This is a genomic window from Kitasatospora sp. NPDC001660 (assembly GCF_053596725.1).
Map to the genome: position 1 here is coordinate 58845 of NZ_JBSFGU010000038.1, position 17552 is coordinate 76396.

Here is a 17552-nt window from a genome sequence, read left to right on the forward strand (position 1 = left end):
GCCCGGTGGACACCCGCGTCGACCTGCGCCCGGTCTCCGTCGAGCAGCGCACCGAGGGCGCCGGCCCGCGCGTGCTGCTGCTGCACGGCCTGGCCGCGAACGACAGCGTGTGGGAGCCCGTGCTCCCCGAGCTGCCGGCCGGCCTGCGGCTGTGGACCGCCCGGCTGCCCTGGCGCACCGAGACCATCGCCGACCTCGGCACCGAGACCGACCTGGCCGGCCGGCTCGCCCAGGCGCTGGAGTCGGTGCCCGGCGGCGCCGAGGTCGTCATCGCCCACTCGATGGCGGCCAACGTCCTGCTCGACCTGCTCGACCGCGAACTGCGGGCCGGCGTGGACGCGCCGCGCAAGTACGGCATCCGCGCGCTCGTCCTGGTCTCGCCGTTCTACCGCTCGCGCACCGAGCAGTTCGACTGGGAGACCATCAGCTACTACCTGAACGACTTCCACCTGATCATGGAGGAGGGGATCCGGGCCCACTCCGGCGGCCGGGTCCCGGCCGACCTGCGGCAGGCCATGGGCGAGCGGGTGCGCGAACGGGTCGGCCCGTACGGCTGGTTCCGCTTCTTCGACCTGTACCTGCGCACGCCCGCGCTGGCGACCGAGCGGCTCGCCCTGCCGACCCTGGTGCTGGCCGGCGAGACCGACTTCGCCGCCCCGCCCGAGGAGGGCGTCGCCCTCGCCGAGGCCCTGCCCGACGCCCGTTCCCTCGTCCTGCCCGGCTGCGGGCACTTCCCGATGCTCGACACCGCCGGCCAGTTCGCCGCCGCCGTCGCCGAGTTCGTCCACACCGTCCCGGGCCTGTCGCCGTCCGACGGCCACGCCCGACCAACCGCCCTGGAGCTCCAGCGATGACCCTCGTCACGGACACCGCCGTCAAGGCGCTGCTGACCACCTCGACCACCACCCAGGTCCGCCCCCGCTACGAGGGCTCCAACATCTGCACCTGGATCGGCTTCAAGCACGTCAACTACCTCGTCGAGGAGGCCGTCCTCGACCACTTCCGGCAGGTCGGGCTCCCGGCCCGCGCGCTCTACGAGGAGCACGGCCTCGGCCTCGACATCGTCTCCATCGACACCCGCATCCTGCACGCCTTCCACATGGACGACCTGGCCGACGCCGAGGTCGCGCCGTGGACCAAGGACGAGGACGGGACGGTCGGCTTCAAGGTCACCATCCGGATCGAGCGCGGTGGCGAGGTCCTCAAGGCCGTCACCTCCAAGGTCCGCGTCTCGCTGCGGATCGACACCTACCTGGAGGCCGCCGGCGAGGTGCCCGAGCTGCTCGCCCGCTTCGCCGTCGCCAAGCTCGGCGACGACCTGGAGCGCGAGGCCGGCACCGCCGCGCCCGCCGAGGAGGAGATCCTCGCCTCGCTGACCGCCGGCCAGAACGCGTACGCCTGGAAGTGGAACATCCCGTACCCGTACTGCCACTTCACCGAGCGCATCCAGATGTCCGGCTACCTGCGGCTGATGGAGGAGGGCAAGGACCGCTTCGTCGCGGACCGCGGCATCTCCATCAAGACCCTGCTGGACGACCGCAAGTGGATCCCGGTCGTGCCCCGCTCCGACATCCGCATCCTCGACGAGGCGCTGATGGAGGAGGACCTCTACACGGTGTACACCGTCGAGGAGGTCTTCAAGGACTTCACCTACACCTCGCGGATGGACTTCTACGTCCTGCGCGACGGCCACCTGGTCAAGACCGCGACCGGCCGCATCGTGCACGGCTACGCGGTGATCGGCAACCGCCGTGACTGGAGCCTGGTCAGCTTCGACCAGCGCGTGCTCGACGCCGTCAACGGAGTGCAGACGGCGTGAATGAGACCAGCGAGATGACCGATGCGGTGAGCGAGCGAGGCGGGCTCCCGAGCGAGGTCTGGGAGGGCTCGACGCCGCGCCTGCTGCTCATCGAGAGTCAGGGCCGCGTCGCGCAGGACGCCGGCTTCCGGCGCGACGCGGTCGCCCAGGTGCTCACCGGGCAGTCGGCACTCCTCTTCCTGGTCCAGGACGGCGTGGTGCTCGCCGTCCCGGGCAGCGACTCCGACCTCGACCGCTTCCAGGAGGAGGGCGGGGTCCTCGCCGCGGACAGCTTCTCGCTGGCCCAGCACGGCCTGGACGGCGCCACCCTGCGACCCGAGCTGCGGGTGGTCGGGATGGACGTCGTGGCGGGCTGGATCCTCGATCCGGCCGTCCGGGTGGTGTGGCACTGAGGTGGCCAGACGGATCCCGCACACGGACGTGCTCATCACCCTCATGGGTGCCCCCCACGCATCGGACCAGGTCACCACCGCCCTGCGGCTGACCCAGGCCCTCCTGGAGCGCGGTGCCACCGTACAGGTGTGGACCTGCGGCTACGCCACCCTGCTCACCCAGAAGTCGCTCGGCCCGGACAAGCCGCGCAACCTCGCCGACTGGAACCGGGACTACCCGTCCCTCACCGCGCTCGCCGAGGAACTGCTCACCGCCCACCCGGACCGCCTCCACTGGTACGGCTGCCGGTTCTGCAGCGACGACCGCGGCGCGGTGGACCACCTCCCCCAGGTCGTGCTCCGCCCGCCGGCCGGCTACGCCGCCAACGTCGCCGCCGCGGACAAGACCCTGCTGATGGGGGTGATCTGATGGACGGCCGGGTGCTGGCCATCGTCGAACGTGGCTACCGCGGCGCGCTCGACAAGCAGTTCTTCGACGAGCTGTACCTGGCCACCGAGCTGCACCGGCAGCTCGGCGGCCTGGACATCCTGCTGCGCGGCTCCGCCGTGAGCTACGCCCTGGACGCCGCACCGCCGCCGCCGCTGCGGATCGGCAACCGCACCGTCGACACGCTCACCGACCCCCGCCAGGGCCTGCGCACGCTGCTCGGCGCGGGCGTGCGGGTGCTCGTCGAGGAGCCCGACATCGCGGCGCTGCACTCCCCGCGCGCGCTCGTCGACGGCGTCGAACTCGCCCCGGCGGGAGCGACCGCCGCGCGCTGGGGCGAGTACCGGATGGTCGTCTTCCTCTGAGCGCCCAGAAGCCCAGAACCACTGAAGCCCTGAACCCCTGATCGGAAGGAACTGGTGACGGTCATGACCACCCTCACCACGGGCGCCGGACGCCCGGTGATCACCGCCTGGTCGGCCGTGTCGCCCTACGGCATCGGCCGCACCGCCTTCACCGAGGGCCTGCGCGAGCGCCGCGGCACCGTCACCGGGCTCGGCCCCGAACACGGCACCACCCCCGACGGGACCGGCCACGTCGTGCCCGGCTTCTCGATCCGCGAGGTGCTCGGCAAGAAGGGCACCCGCTCGATGGACCGGGTCACCGGCCTCGCCGTCACCGCCGTCGGCGCGCTGCTCGACGACGGGCCGCGCAACCGGGCCGTCGGCACCGGCGAGGGCGCCGCGTTCGCCCTCGGCACCACCACCGGCAGCGCCCAGTCGATGATGGACTTCACCCGCGACTCGCTCACCGGCGAGCAGCCCTTCTTCGTCGACCCCGCGCGCTTCCCCAACACGGTGATGAACTGCGCGGCCGGCCAGAGCGCCATCTGGTACCAGCTCAAGGGCCCGAACGCGACCATCGCGGGCGGACGCACCGCCGGCCTGCACGCGCTCAACTACTCCCGCCGGCTGCTCGACACCGGCCGCGCCCGGACCGTCCTGTGCGGCGCGGCCGAGGAGTTCAGCCAGGCCCGCTCCTGGCTGGAGCACCACAGCGGCGAGCCGGCCGGGGCCGACGCCCCCGCCCTCGGCGAGGGCTGCGCGATGCTGCTGGTCGAGCCGTACGCCCCCGAGGACCCGGACCAGCCGGTGCTGGCCGAACTCCTCGGCGTCGAACTGCGCGTCGTCCTCGACGGCGACCCCGCCCCCGTGCTCGCCGCCGCCCTGCGCGCGGCGCTGGAGCGGGCCGGCGTCGAGCCCGGCCGGGTCGCCGCGGTGGCCCGCTCCGGCGCGCCCGGCCGCGAGGGCCGCGGCGAGGCCGAGGCCGTCCGCGAGGTGATCGGCGCCGACGGCTACGCCGACCTGACGCTGACCGGGCTGATCGGCGACACCGGGGCGGCCGCGGCCGCCTTCCAGGCCACCGCGCTGCTGTCGTACGCGGCCGACCACCCGGCCGAGGCGGCCGGCCGGATCGGCGTGATCACCTCCGTGGACCGCAGCGGCACCGTCGGCTGCGCCCTGCTCGGCCTGCGCTGAGCCCCAACCCCTCCGAAAGGAATTGCACCGTGCTGGACAAGGAAGAACTCCGCGCCGTGGTCGCCCAGGTGCTGGACGTCGACGCCGAGGAGGTCACCGACGACGCCCGCTTCGTCGACGACCTGGAGGTCGACTCGCTGATGGCGCTGGAGATCGTCGTCGTGCTGGAGAAGAAGTACGGCGTGAAGCTGCCGGAGTCCGACCTCAAGCAGATCACCACCCTGCAGAACGCCTACGACGTCCTGCTCGGCCGGCTCGACGCGGCGAAGGCCGCCTGATGCCCGCCGCCGGCCCACTCGGCGGCGCGGTCGAGGTGCTGCCCTGCGCCGACGAGCTGCGCACCGCGGCCCGCTTCCGGGTCGAGGACACCGAGACCGTGCTGCCCGGCCACTACCCGGGCTTCCCGATCTTCCCCGGCGTCTGCCTGGTCGAGTGCACCCACCAGGGCGCACTGGCCACCCTGCCCGCCGGGGCGAAGGGCGCCCACCTGGCCGCCGTGGAGTCCACCCGGTTCACCGGGCCGGTCTTCCCCGGCGACGAGCTGGAGATCGCCATGGAGTGGAAGCGGACCGCGGCCGGCGACTGGCAGTGCCGGGCCAAGCTGGCCACCGGGCGCGGCCCGGCGGCCAGCGTCCGGCTGCGCTACGCCCCCGCGGAGGTGAACGCGTGACCGGCTCCCCGGTGCAGGGCGTGATCGGGCAGCGCGACATCCGCGCCCGGCTGCCGCACCGCTTCCCGATGCTGCTGGTGGACCGGGTCGTCGACCTCGTCCCCGGCGAGCGGCTGACCGCGCTCAAGGCGGTCACCTGCAACGAGCCCTGGTACGAGGAGCTCGGCGCGGACACCCCCGCCGAGGACTTCGCCTACCCGTCCTCGCTGCTGGTCGAGTCCTGGTGCCAGTCGGCCGGCGTGCTGGCCACCTGGGACCACCCCAACCCGGACGTGCTGAGCGGGCAGGTGATGCTCTTCGGCGGCATGACCGGCGTCGAGTTCCACCGCCCCGTGCTGCCCGGCGAGGTCCTGGAGCACATCGTCCGGCTGGACCGCCGGGTCGACGACACCGTGCTGTTCGAGGGCGAGACCCGCTCGGCCGGCGAACCCGTGATGACCGTCGGCCGGATCGTGATGGCCTTCCGCCCCGCCGAGGCGCTGCGCCCGGCCACCGTCTGAGGAGAGAGCACCACCATGTCGGACACCACCAGCCGGGTGGCCCTGGTCACCGGCGGCTCGCGCGGCATCGGCCGGGCCACCGTCGCGGCACTCGCCCGGGACGGCTTCGACGTCGCCTTCTGCTACCGCTCGGACGACGAGGCGGCGCGCAGCCTGGAGAAGACCGGCGACGAGCACGGCGTGCGGATCACCGGCACCCGGGTGGACGTCGCCGACGGCGCCGCCGTCCGGGCCTGGATCGAGGCGACCGAGGACGGGCTCGGCCCGATCGCCGCGGCCGTCACCGCGGCCGGCATCACCCGCGACAACCCGCTCGTCCTGATGGAGGACGAGCAGTGGCGCCAGGTCATCGACACCAACCTGGACGGCGTCTACCACGTCTGCCGCGCGGTGGTGTTCGGCATGATGAAGCGCCGCGGCGGCGCGATCGTCAACATCTCCTCGGTCGCCGGGGTCTACGGCCACGGCACGCAGACCAACTACTCGGCCTCCAAGGCCGGGATCATCGGCTTCACCCGCGCCCTGGCCAAGGAGAGCGGCCGCTGCGGCATCCGGGTCAACGCCGTCGCACCGGGCTTCGTCGAGACCGACATGGTCGCCGCGATGAACGACAAGGCCCGCAAGGAGGCGCTCTCCTCGATCCCGCTGCGCCGCATGGGCACCGCGGAGGAGGTCGCCGACCTGGTCGCCTACCTGGTCTCGGACAAGGCCGCGTACATCACCGGCGCGGTGCTCCAGATCGACGGCGGCATCACCATCTGAGACACCCCCGAGGCCCGGTCACCGGGCAGTTCGAACCACCCGTTCAGAAAGCTGGAGGCGGCGATGGCACGACGTGGACCGCGCTGGTACTTCTCCTTCCGCAGCCCCTACTCCTGGATGGCCTACCGCGACCTGGTCGACCACCACCCGGAGGAGGCCGAGCGGATCGAGTGGCTGCCGTTCTGGGAACCGGACCTGCCGGCCCTGGACGAGCTGGAGCGCAGCAACATCCGGTTGCCGTACGTCCCGATGTCCAAGGAGAAGCACCTCTACATCCTGCAGGACGTCCGGCGCCTGGCCCGGGCCCGCGACCTGGAGATGGTCTGGCCGGTGGACCCGGCCCCGCGCTGGGAGGTACCGCACCTCGCCTACCTCGCCGCCGAACGCCTCGGCCTCGCGCGCGAGTTCATCGCCGAGACGTACCGCACCCGGTGGGAGCGCGGCGAGGACATCTCGCTGCCCGACACCATGCGCAAGATCGGCGAGACCATCGGCGCGGACCCGGAGGCGCTGGCCCGCGCGCACGAGGACCCGGAGATCCGCGAGCTGGGGATGGCCGCGCTGAACTCCCTGCACCGCGACGGCGTGTTCGGCGTGCCGTTCTTCATCTGCGGCTTCGACAAGTACTGGGGCGTGGACCGGCTGCCGGACTTCCTCCGGCGCCTGCAGTCGCTCAAGGTCTCCTGACCCACCCACCACCGAAGGAAGGGCCCACCATGGCCAGCAACCCGTTCGAGAACGACGACGCCCGCTACCTGGTCCTCGTCAACGAGGAGAACCAGCACTCGCTCTGGCCCTCCTTCGCCGAGGTCCCGGCCGGCTGGACCTCCGTGTTCGGCGAGGACGGCCGCCAGGCCTGCCTCGACTACATCAACGAGCACTGGACCGACATGCGGCCGAAGTCCCTGGCCGACGCCATGAACGCCGCCTGACGCACCGAGACGGGCACCCCGAGGGCACCCGGGCAGCGGGCGTTGGCAGCAATCTGCAACGCCCGTTGCCCGCGCTCGGGGCCGATGACAGCGTGGACGTCCGGCGGCCCGCGGGCGGCCACGCCCCTGGTCACCACGCAGCCTCCACGCAGCTTCCCAGAAAGCGATGCCGCTCATGACCCACTCCCTGGTGTGCCTGCCCTTCGCGGGGGGCGGCGCCGGCTTCTACCGCGGGTGGAAGAACCTCCCCGCGCACGCCCCGCGCATCATCCCGCTCCAACTGCCCGGCCGTGAGGAGCTGTTCCTCGACGAGTCGTTCACCGACGCGGCCACCGCCGCCGCTGCGCTCGCCCCGCGGGTCGCGGAACTGGCCGACGGGCCGGTCGCCCTGTTCGGGCACAGTCTCGGCGCCGTGCTCGCCTTCGAGCTCGCCCGCAGTCTGGAGCAACAGCCCGCGGTCGAGCTCGTCCACCTCTTCGTCAGCGGCTCGCCCGGCCCGTGGACCGGCCGCACCCGCCGCGCCACCGGCCTGGACGACGACGCCTTCCTCGCCCGGGTCCAGGAGTTCGCCGGCTACCAGCACGACGCGCTGACCGACCCGGACATGCGCGAGCTGCTGCTGCCGATCCTGCGCGCGGACGTCGAGATGCACGAGAACTACCGGCCCGCGACGGACGAGCCGCTGCGCACCCCGATCACCTCGCTGCGCGCCACCGGGGACACCCTGGTGACCCGCGAGCAGGCCGAGGAGTGGCGGCAGGCCACCACCGCCGGGTTCCGGCTGGTGGAGCCGGAGGGCGGCCACATGTACCTCACCGAGTCCCCGCTGCCGGTGGTCGACGCCGTCGCCGCCGCGCTCACCGCCCCCTCGGGCCGGGCGTCATGAGCGACTCGACCGTCACCGGGCGGCTGAGCGGCAGGACCGCCGTCGTGACCGGCGCCGCCCGCGGCCTGGGGCGCTCGTGCGCCGTCCGGTTCGCCGCCGAGGGCGCCGACCTGGTGCTGGTCGACGTCGCCGGCGACCTCGACGGCGTGCCCTACCCGCTCGGCTCGCAGGGACAGTTGGCGCACACCGCCGAGCTCTGCCGGGCGCACGGCGCGGCCGTCCACACCGTCGCCGCCGACGTCCGCGACCCGGCCGCCGTCACCCGCGCCGCCGAGCAGGCGCTGGAGCGCTTCGGCACCGTCGACGTGCTGCTCAACAACGCGGGCATCGCCGCCCCCTCGGGCAAGGCCGTCCACGAGATCGCCGAGGACGAGTGGGACCTCATGGTCGGCATCGACCTCACCGGCGCCTGGCGCATGATGAAGGCGATCGTCCCCGCCATGGTCGAGCAGCGCTCCGGCAGCGTCATCAACGTCGCCTCCACCGCCGGGCTGGTCGGCTACCGGCACTTCGCCGGGTACGTCGCCGCCAAGCACGGCCTCATCGGCCTCACCAAGGCCGCCGCCCTCGACTACGCGCCCTTCCGGGTCCGGGTCAACGCGCTGTGCCCCGGCTCGGTGCGCGACGACCCGCTGCACGAGGGCCGGATGCTCGCCGAGATCGCCCGCTCGCTCGACGTCGCGGTCGACGAGCACGAGGAGATCTTCGTCCAGGCGCAGCCGATGAACGCCCTCATCGAGCCGCAGGACATCGCCGGCGCCGCGCTCTGGCTGGCCGGCGACGACTCCCGGCAGGTCACCGGGACCACGCTCACCGTCGACGGCGGCTTCAGCGCCCGCTGACCGCCCGTACGCCCAATGTCAGGAGTGTCCGTCCATGTCGAGAAGTCAGGCCGCGTCCTGCCACAGCCTGGTGGTCCGGCTGCCGGGCGCCGTCGAGGCCGGCGAGCTGGAGCGGCGGCTGCGCACCGCCGCCGGCCGGGCCCGCGCCGAACTCGCGGACCTGCCGCTGTGGGAGGAGCGGGTGGCGCTGCCCGCCGACCACCCGCAAGCCGCCGCCCGGGCCCGGCGCGAGGCCGAACGTCCGCTGCGCGCCGCCGGGCTGCCGCTGCGCGCGGTGCTGCTGCGCTACGCCGACGACACGGCCGACCTGGTGCTCGTGGCGCGGCACGAACTGGCCGTGGACGGCGCGTTGACGTTCGCCGAGGCGGCACCCGCGCCGGCCCCGGCCCCCGCTCCGCTGGAGTGGGGCCTGGGCGAGCCGGCCGCGGCCGGGGCCGTCGCGGAGCTCCCGCTGCCGGGCGACCTGCCGGGTGACGCCGCGCTGCTCACCGGCGCCGCCGCCCTGGTGCTCGCCCGGTACGGCACGGGCGCGTCGGTGGACGAGGCCCAGGACGTGACGGGCTACCTGGCCGGACGGCCCGCGTACGAGGGCGGCGTGCTCGACCTCGGCGGGATCGGCGTCCTCGTCGAGGAGGCGCGCGCGGGCCAGTGGCGGGTGGCGCAGCTGGCGCCCGCGCTGCCCGGCCTGCTGCACCTCACCGTGGACGCGGACGGCACGGCGGCCGGGGTGCTCCGCTACCGGCCGAGCGAGCTGTCGCCGGTCGTCGCCGAGCGGTTCGCCGCCCATGTCGCGTACGTGGCACAGCAGTTGGCGGTAGAGCCGAGCCGGCCGCTGGAGCGCGTCGAGCTGCTCACCCCGTCCGAGGCGCAGCGGATCCTCGCCCTCGGCGTCACCCCGCCGGCCGGCCGCGCCGAGGCCGCGGGCCGCACCGTCGACGGGCTGTTCGCCGACGTGGTCCGCGAGCGGCCGGACGCCGTCGCGCTCACCGCAGGCACCACCAGCCTCAGCTACGCCGAGCTGGACGCCCTCGCCGAGCGCACCGCCGCCGGGCTGCACGCCCTCGGCGTGGCCCCGGGCTCGATGGTCGGCGTCGCGCTGGAGCGTGACGCGGACCTGGTGATCAGCCTGCTCGGCGTGCTCAAGGCCGGCTGCGCGTACGTGCCGATGGACCTGCGCTACCCCGCGGACCGGCTGCGCTACACCGTCGGCAACGCCGGTGCGACCGTCGTCATCGGCACCGGCGAGGGCCTCCCGACGGACCTGGACGGCGTGCGCGTCGTCACCCCGGCGGAGCTGCGCTCGCTCGGCGCCACCGCCTCGCCGCTGCCCCGGACCGAGGACGGCGCCGCGCCCGCCTACGTCATCTACACCTCCGGCTCCACCGGCCGCCCCAAGGGCGTCGTCGTCCCGCACCGCAACGTCGCCGCGCTCGTCGAGGCCACCCGCGAGGACTTCCGGCTCGGCCCGGACGACGTGTGGACGCTGTTCCACTCCAGCGCCTTCGACTTCTCGGTCTGGGAGGTCTGGGGCTGCCTGCTCACCGGCGGCCGGCTCGTCGTCGTCGACTACTGGACCACCCGGGACCCGGAGCTGTTCCACGCGCTGCTGGTCCGCGAGCGGGTCACCGTGCTCAACCAGACGCCGTCCGCCTTCGCCCAGCTGGTCGAGACCGACCGGCCGGCGCCCGCCGACGCGCTCGCCGTGCGCCTGGTGGTGTTCGGCGGCGAGCCGCTGGACGTCCGGATGCTCGCCCCCTGGTTCGCCCGGCACTCGCCCACCGCCTGCCGGCTGGTCAACATGTTCGGCATCACCGAGACCACCGTGCACGTCACCGCGCACACCGTGACCCCGGCCGACGTGCTCGCCACCGGCCGCAAGGTCGGCCCGGCGCTGCCCGGCTGGTCGCTGTCGGTGCGCGACCCGCGCGGCCGGCTGCTGCCGGTCGGCGTGCCCGGCGAGATATGGGTGGGCGGTGCCGGCGTCGCCGACCGCTACCTCGGGCAGCCGGAGCTGACCGCCCAGCGGTTCGTCGAGGACCCGTACGGCGGCGGCCGGATCTACCGCAGCGGCGACCGCGGCCGGCTGCGCCCGGACGGCGCCCTGGACCACCTGGGCCGGCTGGACAGCCAGGTCAAGGTGCGCGGCCACCGGATCGAGCTGGACGAGGTCCGCAACGTGCTGCTCGGCCACCCCGAGGTGAGCGGCGCGGCCACCGTGCTCAACCACGACACCCCCGGCGACGCGGCCACCGCCCGGATCGACGCCTACGTGGCGCTGCGCGGCACGGCCACCCCGGCCGACGTCCTCGCGCACGCCCGCGGGGTGCTGCCCGCGTACATGGTGCCCGCCTCGGTCACCGCCGTGCCGGCGATCCCGCTGACCATCAACGGCAAGGTGGACACCGCCGCGCTGCCGGCACCCGGTGCCGACGGGACCCCGGTGGGGTCCGGGGCGGCGACGGGTGGCACGGATCCGCTGACCGACCGGATCCTCAAGCTGTGGAGCCACGCGCTCGGCGCCGAGGTCGGGCCGCAGGACAATTTCTTCGAGCTCGGCGGCAATTCCCTGCTGGTCATCCGGGTGCTCCGGGAAATGCGCGAGCAGGGCCTGCCCAAGGTGACCACGCAGGACTTCTACCGGAACTCGACGGCGGGCCGCTTCGTGGAACTCGTCCGGGACGCCCAGGGCTGATACCTGAAAAATCCGAAGGACTCCGGAACGAAGGGCCCCGGGCGAAATGCCCGGGGCCCTTCAGGTCGTCGCGTCGACGCGTTTCTTGACGGCCGCCAGCAAGGCGATCCGGATCATTCCGCTGGGAATGCGGATGACCTTCCAGTACCGCCCGAAGCTGCGTTTCGCCGCGTCGTCGGTGGCCAGGATCCTGGTCTCGGTGGAGAGCACGCCGTCAGCGCAGCGCAGGGTGAAGACGACCTTGGTGCAGCCGGGCTCGGCGTAGTCGCGGAAGACCTCCGCCATCGGCTGCCCGGGGCTGACCGGGCCGGCCGGGGAGCCGATCCCGCCGTACACCAACTCGCCGTCGGACAGGGCGAGTACGGTCTCCCCGCCCATCGCGAAGTCGTCCAGGACCTTGCCGTCGGGGCGCAGCTCGTTCTTACTGAACGCGAGCAGGAAGCGGGCCACCGGGGCCTCCCGCCAGGTCATCTCACGGGCCGCCCGGAGCACCTCCTCGGGGGGTGCGGCGACGGCCACCCAGTGGTGCTCCCGGAAATGCCATTCCGGCATGTAGCGGTCGACCAGCTCTTCCTTTGGCGGGGTCGGCCCGGACTCCTTCGTGCCGTTCTCCTTCATGCCGCGACGCTAGCACGCGGCCCGACGGCCACCAAGGCGTGGCAGCTTTCTGCAAGCGGCGTTGTCCGGGCTTCCGGGCCGCTGTTAGACATGGGCTCCGGTTGGTTTTCGTCGAGGTATTGAGGGTGAGTGGCCGTGTCCGACCTCCAGGGTGTCCTGCTGCCGCTGACCGCCGCCCAGTCGGGCGTCTGGTACGCACAGCAGCTGAATCCGCAGAACACCATCTTCAACACCGGCGAATTCCTGGAAATCGGCGGACCGGTGGATCCGGAGCTGTTCGGGGCGGCGCTGCGCCGGGTGGTGGCCGAGGCACAGACGCTGCGGCTGCGCTTCACCGGGACGGAGACCGGGCCGGCGGCACGGATCGTGCCGGCCGAGGAGCTGGACTGGTCCCTGCACGTCGTCGACGTGAGCGCGGAGGCCGACCCGTGGGCCGCCGCCCGGGCCTGGATCGCCGCGGACTTCGCCCGGCCGCTGGACACCGAGCACGACCAGCTCTTCCTGTTCGCGCTGTTCAAGGTGGCCGAGGACCGTCACCTGTGGCTGCACCGCTACCACCACCTGCTGGTCGACGGCTTCACCGTCAACATGGTCGCCCAGCGCACCGCCGCCGTGTACTCGGCGCTCGTGGCCGGCGAGGACGTCCCGGAGAGCCCCTTCGCACCGCTCGCGCAGCTGCTCGCCGAGAAGGAGGAGTACCGCGACTCCGAGCGCTCCGCCGCCGACCGCGCGTACTGGACCGAGCGGATGCTGGGCTGCCCCGAGCCGGTCAGCCTCTCCGGCGAACAGCCGCGGCTGGCCCGCTCGCTGGCCCGGCACACCGCCCACCTCGCCCCGGCCGAGACGAACCGGCTGCGCGACCTCGCGAGCGAGGCCGGCGTCACCTGGCCGCCCGCGCTGATCGCCGCCGTCGCCCTGTGGCTGGGCCGGCTCACCGACTCCCCCGAGGTCGTCCTCGGCCTGCCGGTCTCCACCCGGCTCGGGAAGAGCGCCCGCAGCGTGCCCGGCATGGTCTCCAACGTGCTGCCGCTGCGCGTCGCGATCGAGCCCGGCGCGACCGTCGAGGAGCTGCTCGCCCAGGTCTCGCGCGAGATGCGCGCCGCGATGAAGCACCAGCGCTACCAGTTCGAGGACCTGCGCCGCGACCTCGGCATGCTCGCCGACGACCGCCGGCTGGTCGGCCCGCACGTCAACATCATGATGTTCGACTACGACCTGCGGTTCGGCGGGCACGAGGCCCGCCCGCACAACATCTCGATCGGCCCGGCCGACGACGTCTCGTTCATCGTCTACGACCGCGGCACCGGCGCGGGCCTGCAGATCGACTTCGACGCCAACCCGGACCTCTACGGCGACCAGGAGCTGAGCGCCTACCAGCGGACCTTCCTGGACTTCCTGCACCGCCTGGGCACCGCCGCGCCCACCGACCGGGTGGACTCCGTCGAGCTGGACACCGCCGGACTGCCCTCGCGCACCCGCGCCACCGCCGACGCCGCGGACGCCACCGCCCCGGCCGCCGCCCGCGCGCCGCGCACGGCCGCCGAGGAGGCGCTGTGCCGGCTGTTCAGCGAGGTGCTGGACGAGCAGGTCGGCTCGATCGACGACAACTTCTTCCTCCTCGGCGGCAGTTCGATCCAGGTGACCCGCCTGGTCGGCCGCATCCGCAAGGAGCTGAAGGCCGAGCTCACCCTGCGCACGGTCTTCGAGCACGCCACCGTCGCCACCCTCGCCGAGGCCCTCGGCCTGGGCGAGGGCACCGCCGCCGCCGAACCGGCCCCGGCCGCCCGCGCGGCGCTCACCGCCCGCCCGCGCCCCGAACGGCTGCCGCTGTCCGCCGCGCAGAACCGGCTCTGGTTCCTCAACCAGATGGAGAGCGGCAGCGGCCGCGCCGCCTACAACGACGGCCTCACCGTCGAGCTCACCGGCCGCCCCGACGCCGACGCGCTGCGCGCCGCCCTCGCCGACGTCGCCGCCCGGCACGAGAGCCTGCGCACCGTCTTCCCCGTCCTGGACGGCACCCCGTACCAGCGCGTGCTCGACCCCGCCGACGCACAGCCCCGGCTGCTGGTCACCGCGGTGGCCGACGAGGACGACCTGGACGAGCTGCTCGCCGGCGCCGCCGCCCTCGGCTTCGACCTGGCGGCCGAAGTCCCCGTGCGCGCCCACCTGTTCACGCTCGCCCCCGAGCGGCACGTGCTGCTGCTGGTGGTCCACCACATCGCCGGCGACGGCTGGTCGGTCGCCCCCTTCACCCGCGACCTCAGCCTCGCCTACGCCGCCCGGCTGCGCGGCGAGGCCCCGCGCTTCGCGCCGCTGCCCGTCCAGTACGCCGACTACACGCTGTGGCAGCAGGAGCTGCTCGGCGACGAGCGGGACCCGCAGAGCCTGCTCGCCCAGCAGATCGCGCACTGGCAGCGGGCCCTCGCCGAACTGCCCGAGGAACTGGCCCTGCCCGCCGACCGTCCGCGCCCGGCCGTGGCGAGCCACCGCGGCGGCCGGACCGCCTTCGAGCTCGACGCCGAGACCCACCGGCGGCTGCTCGCGCTCGCCCAGGAGTCCGGCGCCAGCCTCTTCATGGTCGCCCAGGCCGCGCTGGCCGCCCTGCTGCACCGCGTCGGCGCGGGCGACGACATCCCCGTCGGCACCGTCATCGCCGGCCGCACCGACGAGGCGCTGAACGAGCTGGTCGGCTTCTTCGTCAACACCCTGGTGCTGCGCACCGACGTCTCCGGCGACCCGACCTTCCGCGAACTGGTCGACCGCGTCCGCGAGTTCGACCTCACCGCGTACGGCAACCAGGACGTGCCGTTCGAGCGCCTGGTGGAGATCCTCAACCCGGTCCGCTCGCTGGCCCGCCACCCGCTGGCCCAGATCACCCTGGCGCTGGAGGACAACGCCGCGCCGCTGCTGGAGCTGCCCGGCCTGGAGGTGACGATCCGCCACCTGGAGACCGACACCGCCAAGTTCGACCTGTCGCTGCGGCTCGGCGAGCGCTTCGACGCCGAGGGCCGCCCGGCCGGCCTGACCGGCGGCTTCGAGTACGCCCGCGACCTGTTCGACGAGGCCACCGTCCGGGTGCTCGGCGAGCGCCTGCGCCGCCTGGTCGAGGCCGTCACCGCCGACCCGGCCGCCCGGATCGGCGCCGTCGACCTGCTCGGCGACGCCGAGCGCGCCCGGATCCTCGGCGAGTGGAACGACACCGCCCTCGACGTCCCGGCCGCCACCGCCACCGAGCTGTTCGCCGCCCAGGCCGCCCGCACCCCGGACGCCCCCGCCCTCGTCCACGAGGGCACCGTGCTGGACTACCGCGAGCTGGACGAGCGCTCGGCGCGACTGGCCGCGCTGCTCGCCGAGCGCGGCGCGGGCCGCGGCCGGACCGTCGCCGTCGCCCTCGGCCGCGGCGTCGACACCGTGGTCAGCCTGCTCGCCGCGATGCGCACCGGCGCCGCCTACCTGCCCGTCGACCCGGCCTACCCGGCCGAACGGATCGCCTACATCCTCGACGACGCGCGCCCGTGCCTGGTCGTCACCACCACTGCGCTCCAGACCGCCCTGCCCGCGGACGACGGCACCCCGCGGCTGCTCCTGGACACCGTCGAGCTGCCCGCCCAGCCGTTGACCGACCAGCCGCTGCCGGACGCCCCGCTCACCCTGCACGACGCCGCCTACGTCATCTACACCTCCGGCTCCACCGGCCGCCCCAAGGGCGTCGTGGTGAGCCACCGCGGCGTCGCCAGCATGGCCGCCGCCCACCGGCTCTGGTTCGGCGGCGGCGCCGGGCACCGGGTGCTGCAGTTCTCCTCGCCCAGCTTCGACGCCTCCATGTGGGAGATCCTGACCACCCTGGTCAACGGCTCCGCGCTGGTCCTCGCCCCGGCCGAGCGGCTGGCCGCCGGTGAGCCGCTGGCCGCCCTGCTCGCCGAACAGCGCGTCACCCACGCCACCCTCCCGCCGGTCGTGCTCGCCGCGATGGGCGACGCCACGCTGCCCGCCGGGATGACCCTGGTCACCGCCGGCGAGGCCTGCTCGGCCGAGCTCGTGGCCCGCTGGGCCGACGGCCGCAGCATGGTCAACGCGTACGGCCCGACCGAGTCCACCGTGTGCGCCACCATGTCCACGCCGCTCACCCCGGGAGCCGGCGCGCCCACCATCGGGCGGCCGATCACCAACACCCGGGTGCTCGTCCTGGACGCCGGCCTGCGGCCCGTCCCGGTCGGCGTCGCGGGCGAGCTGTACCTCACCGGCGCGGGCCTCGCGCACGGCTACCTCGGCCGCCCCGGCCTGACCGCCGAGCGCTTCACCGCCAACCCGTACGGCCCGGCCGGCAGCCGGATGTACCGCACCGGCGACCTCGTCCGCTGGACGGCGCACGGCGAGCTCGACTACCTCGGCCGGGTCGACGACCAGGTCAAGATCCGCGGCTTCCGGATCGAGCTCGGCGAGGTCGAGGCCGCGCTGATCGGCCACCCCGCCGTGGCCCAGAGCGCCGTGATCGTCCGCGAGGACCGGCCCGGGGACAAGCGGCTGGTCGGGTACGTCGTGCCGGCCGCCGGTGCCGCGGCCGACCCCGCCGAGCTGCGCGCCCACGTCGGCGCCGCCCTGCCCGACTACATGGTCCCGGCCGCCGTCCTCGTGCTGGACGCGCTCCCGGTCACCGCCAACGGCAAGCTCGACAAGCGCGCCCTGCCCGCGCCCGACTTCGGCGCGAGCACCGGGCGGGCGCCGCGGACGCCCCAGGAGGTGCTGCTGGCCGGGCTGTTCGCGGAGGTGCTCGACCTGGAGTCGGTCTGCGCCGACGACAGCTTCTTCGACCTCGGCGGCCACTCGCTGCTCGCCACCCGCCTGGTCAGCCGGATCCGCACCGAGGCCGGCGTCGAACTGACCGTCGGCGCCCTGTTCGAGGCGCCGACCGTCGCCGCGCTCGCCGCCGCCCTGGCCGGCGCCGCCGGCGCCCGGGCCGCCCTGCGCCCACAGGCCCGACCAGCGCGCATCCCGCTCTCCCACGCCCAGCGCCGGCTCTGGTTCCTCGGCCACTTCGACGGCCCCAGCGGCACCTACAACCTCGGCCTCTCGCTGCGCCTGCGCGGCCGCCTCTCGGCCGATGCCCTGGCCGACGCGCTCGCCGACGTCACCGCCCGGCACGAGGCCCTGCGCACGCTCTTCCCCGACACCGACGGGCACCCCGAGCAGCTCATCCTCGACCCGGCCGACGCCGCCGCCCGTCCGCGGCTGCACCGCGCCGAGGTCACCCCCGAGGCCCTGGACTCCGCGCTCGCGGAGGCGGCCGCCGTCGGCTTCGACGTGACCGCCGAGATCCCGCTGCGCGCCCACCTGTTCAGCCTCGCCGAGGACGACCACGCGCTGCTGGTCGTCGTCCACCACATCGCGGCGGACGGCTGGTCGATGGCCCCGCTGGCCCGCGACCTCTCGGTGGCGTACGCGGCCCGACTGGGCGGCTCGGCCCCGGAGTTCAC

At 74.1% G+C, this 17552-nt stretch carries 17 protein-coding genes; 16 read left to right on the top strand and 1 reads right to left on the bottom strand.

Annotation, left to right across the window (positions count from 1 at the left end; genetic code table 11):
• The first annotated feature begins 5 nt into the window (after window positions 1-5).
• From ACWCXH_RS30315 to ACWCXH_RS30385, 15 genes are all read left to right on the top strand, one after another.
• The gene (locus ACWCXH_RS30315) at window positions 6-854 is read left to right on the top strand and encodes an alpha/beta fold hydrolase (RefSeq protein ID WP_449804674.1); all 849 of its coding nucleotides are present in this window, start codon (window positions 6-8) and stop codon (window positions 852-854) included.
• Window positions 851-1819, top strand: coding sequence for a hypothetical protein (locus ACWCXH_RS30320; RefSeq protein WP_449804675.1), 969 nt, complete (start codon window positions 851-853; stop codon window positions 1817-1819). Before ACWCXH_RS30315 ends, ACWCXH_RS30320 begins: the two co-directional genes overlap by 4 nt.
• The gene (locus ACWCXH_RS30325; RefSeq protein ID WP_449804676.1) at window positions 1816-2211 is read left to right on the top strand and encodes a hypothetical protein; all 396 of its coding nucleotides are present in this window, start codon (window positions 1816-1818) and stop codon (window positions 2209-2211) included. Before ACWCXH_RS30320 ends, ACWCXH_RS30325 begins: the two co-directional genes overlap by 4 nt.
• A gap of 1 nt (window position 2212) precedes the next feature.
• On the top strand, window positions 2213-2620 hold the full coding sequence (locus tag ACWCXH_RS30330) for a hypothetical protein (protein WP_449804677.1): 408 nt from the start codon (window positions 2213-2215) through the stop codon (window positions 2618-2620).
• Complete coding sequence (locus ACWCXH_RS30335) at window positions 2620-3003, top strand: hypothetical protein (protein WP_449804678.1); 384 nt, start codon at window positions 2620-2622, stop codon at window positions 3001-3003. Before ACWCXH_RS30330 ends, ACWCXH_RS30335 begins: the two co-directional genes overlap by 1 nt.
• Before the next feature lie 63 nt (window positions 3004-3066).
• On the top strand, window positions 3067-4176 hold the full coding sequence (locus ACWCXH_RS30340; RefSeq protein WP_449804679.1) for a beta-ketoacyl synthase N-terminal-like domain-containing protein: 1110 nt from the start codon (window positions 3067-3069) through the stop codon (window positions 4174-4176).
• Window positions 4177-4205: 29 nt separating this feature from the next.
• Entirely contained in the window at window positions 4206-4454 is a 249-nt protein-coding gene (locus tag ACWCXH_RS30345) for an acyl carrier protein (protein ID WP_449804680.1), read from the top strand.
• Window positions 4454-4846 carry a 3-hydroxyacyl-ACP dehydratase FabZ family protein gene (locus tag ACWCXH_RS30350; protein ID WP_449804681.1) on the top strand — a complete coding sequence of 131 codons (393 nt, stop codon included), beginning with the start codon at window positions 4454-4456 and terminating at the stop codon, window positions 4844-4846. Before ACWCXH_RS30345 ends, ACWCXH_RS30350 begins: the two co-directional genes overlap by 1 nt.
• A 68-nt stretch (window positions 4847-4914) precedes the next feature.
• Complete coding sequence (locus ACWCXH_RS30355) at window positions 4915-5346, top strand: 3-hydroxyacyl-ACP dehydratase FabZ family protein (RefSeq protein WP_449804692.1); 432 nt, start codon at window positions 4915-4917, stop codon at window positions 5344-5346.
• A gap of 15 nt (window positions 5347-5361) precedes the next feature.
• Window positions 5362-6108, top strand: coding sequence for a 3-oxoacyl-[acyl-carrier-protein] reductase (fabG, locus tag ACWCXH_RS30360; protein ID WP_449804682.1), 747 nt, complete (start codon window positions 5362-5364; stop codon window positions 6106-6108).
• A gap of 63 nt (window positions 6109-6171) precedes the next feature.
• Window positions 6172-6795 (top strand): DsbA family protein, encoded by a 624-nt coding sequence (locus ACWCXH_RS30365; protein WP_449804683.1) that lies wholly within the window; start codon window positions 6172-6174, stop codon window positions 6793-6795.
• 29 nt (window positions 6796-6824) lie between these two features.
• On the top strand, window positions 6825-7040 hold the full coding sequence (locus tag ACWCXH_RS30370; protein WP_380436795.1) for an MbtH family protein: 216 nt from the start codon (window positions 6825-6827) through the stop codon (window positions 7038-7040).
• A 175-nt stretch (window positions 7041-7215) separates the two neighbouring features.
• Window positions 7216-7926 (top strand): thioesterase II family protein, encoded by a 711-nt coding sequence (locus ACWCXH_RS30375; protein ID WP_449804684.1) that lies wholly within the window; start codon window positions 7216-7218, stop codon window positions 7924-7926.
• A complete protein-coding gene (locus ACWCXH_RS30380; RefSeq protein WP_449804685.1) occupies window positions 7923-8768 on the top strand; it encodes a mycofactocin-coupled SDR family oxidoreductase in 846 nt (281 codons plus the stop codon). The genes ACWCXH_RS30375 and ACWCXH_RS30380 overlap by 4 nt, the downstream gene beginning before the upstream one ends.
• Window positions 8769-8802: 34 nt before the next feature.
• Entirely contained in the window at window positions 8803-11460 is a 2658-nt protein-coding gene (locus ACWCXH_RS30385; protein WP_449804686.1) for an amino acid adenylation domain-containing protein, read from the top strand.
• Between the two features lie 60 nt (window positions 11461-11520).
• Here the strand turns inward: ACWCXH_RS30385 and ACWCXH_RS30390 are convergent, their stop codons facing one another.
• Complete coding sequence (locus tag ACWCXH_RS30390) at window positions 11521-12078, bottom strand: hypothetical protein (protein WP_449804687.1); 558 nt, start codon at window positions 12076-12078, stop codon at window positions 11521-11523.
• A 135-nt stretch (window positions 12079-12213) separates the two neighbouring features.
• On the opposite strand from ACWCXH_RS30390, the gene ACWCXH_RS30395 reads away from it, so the two are divergent.
• A partial coding sequence (locus tag ACWCXH_RS30395) for an amino acid adenylation domain-containing protein (RefSeq protein ID WP_449804688.1) occupies window positions 12214-17552 on the top strand: 5339 nt, incomplete at its 3' end.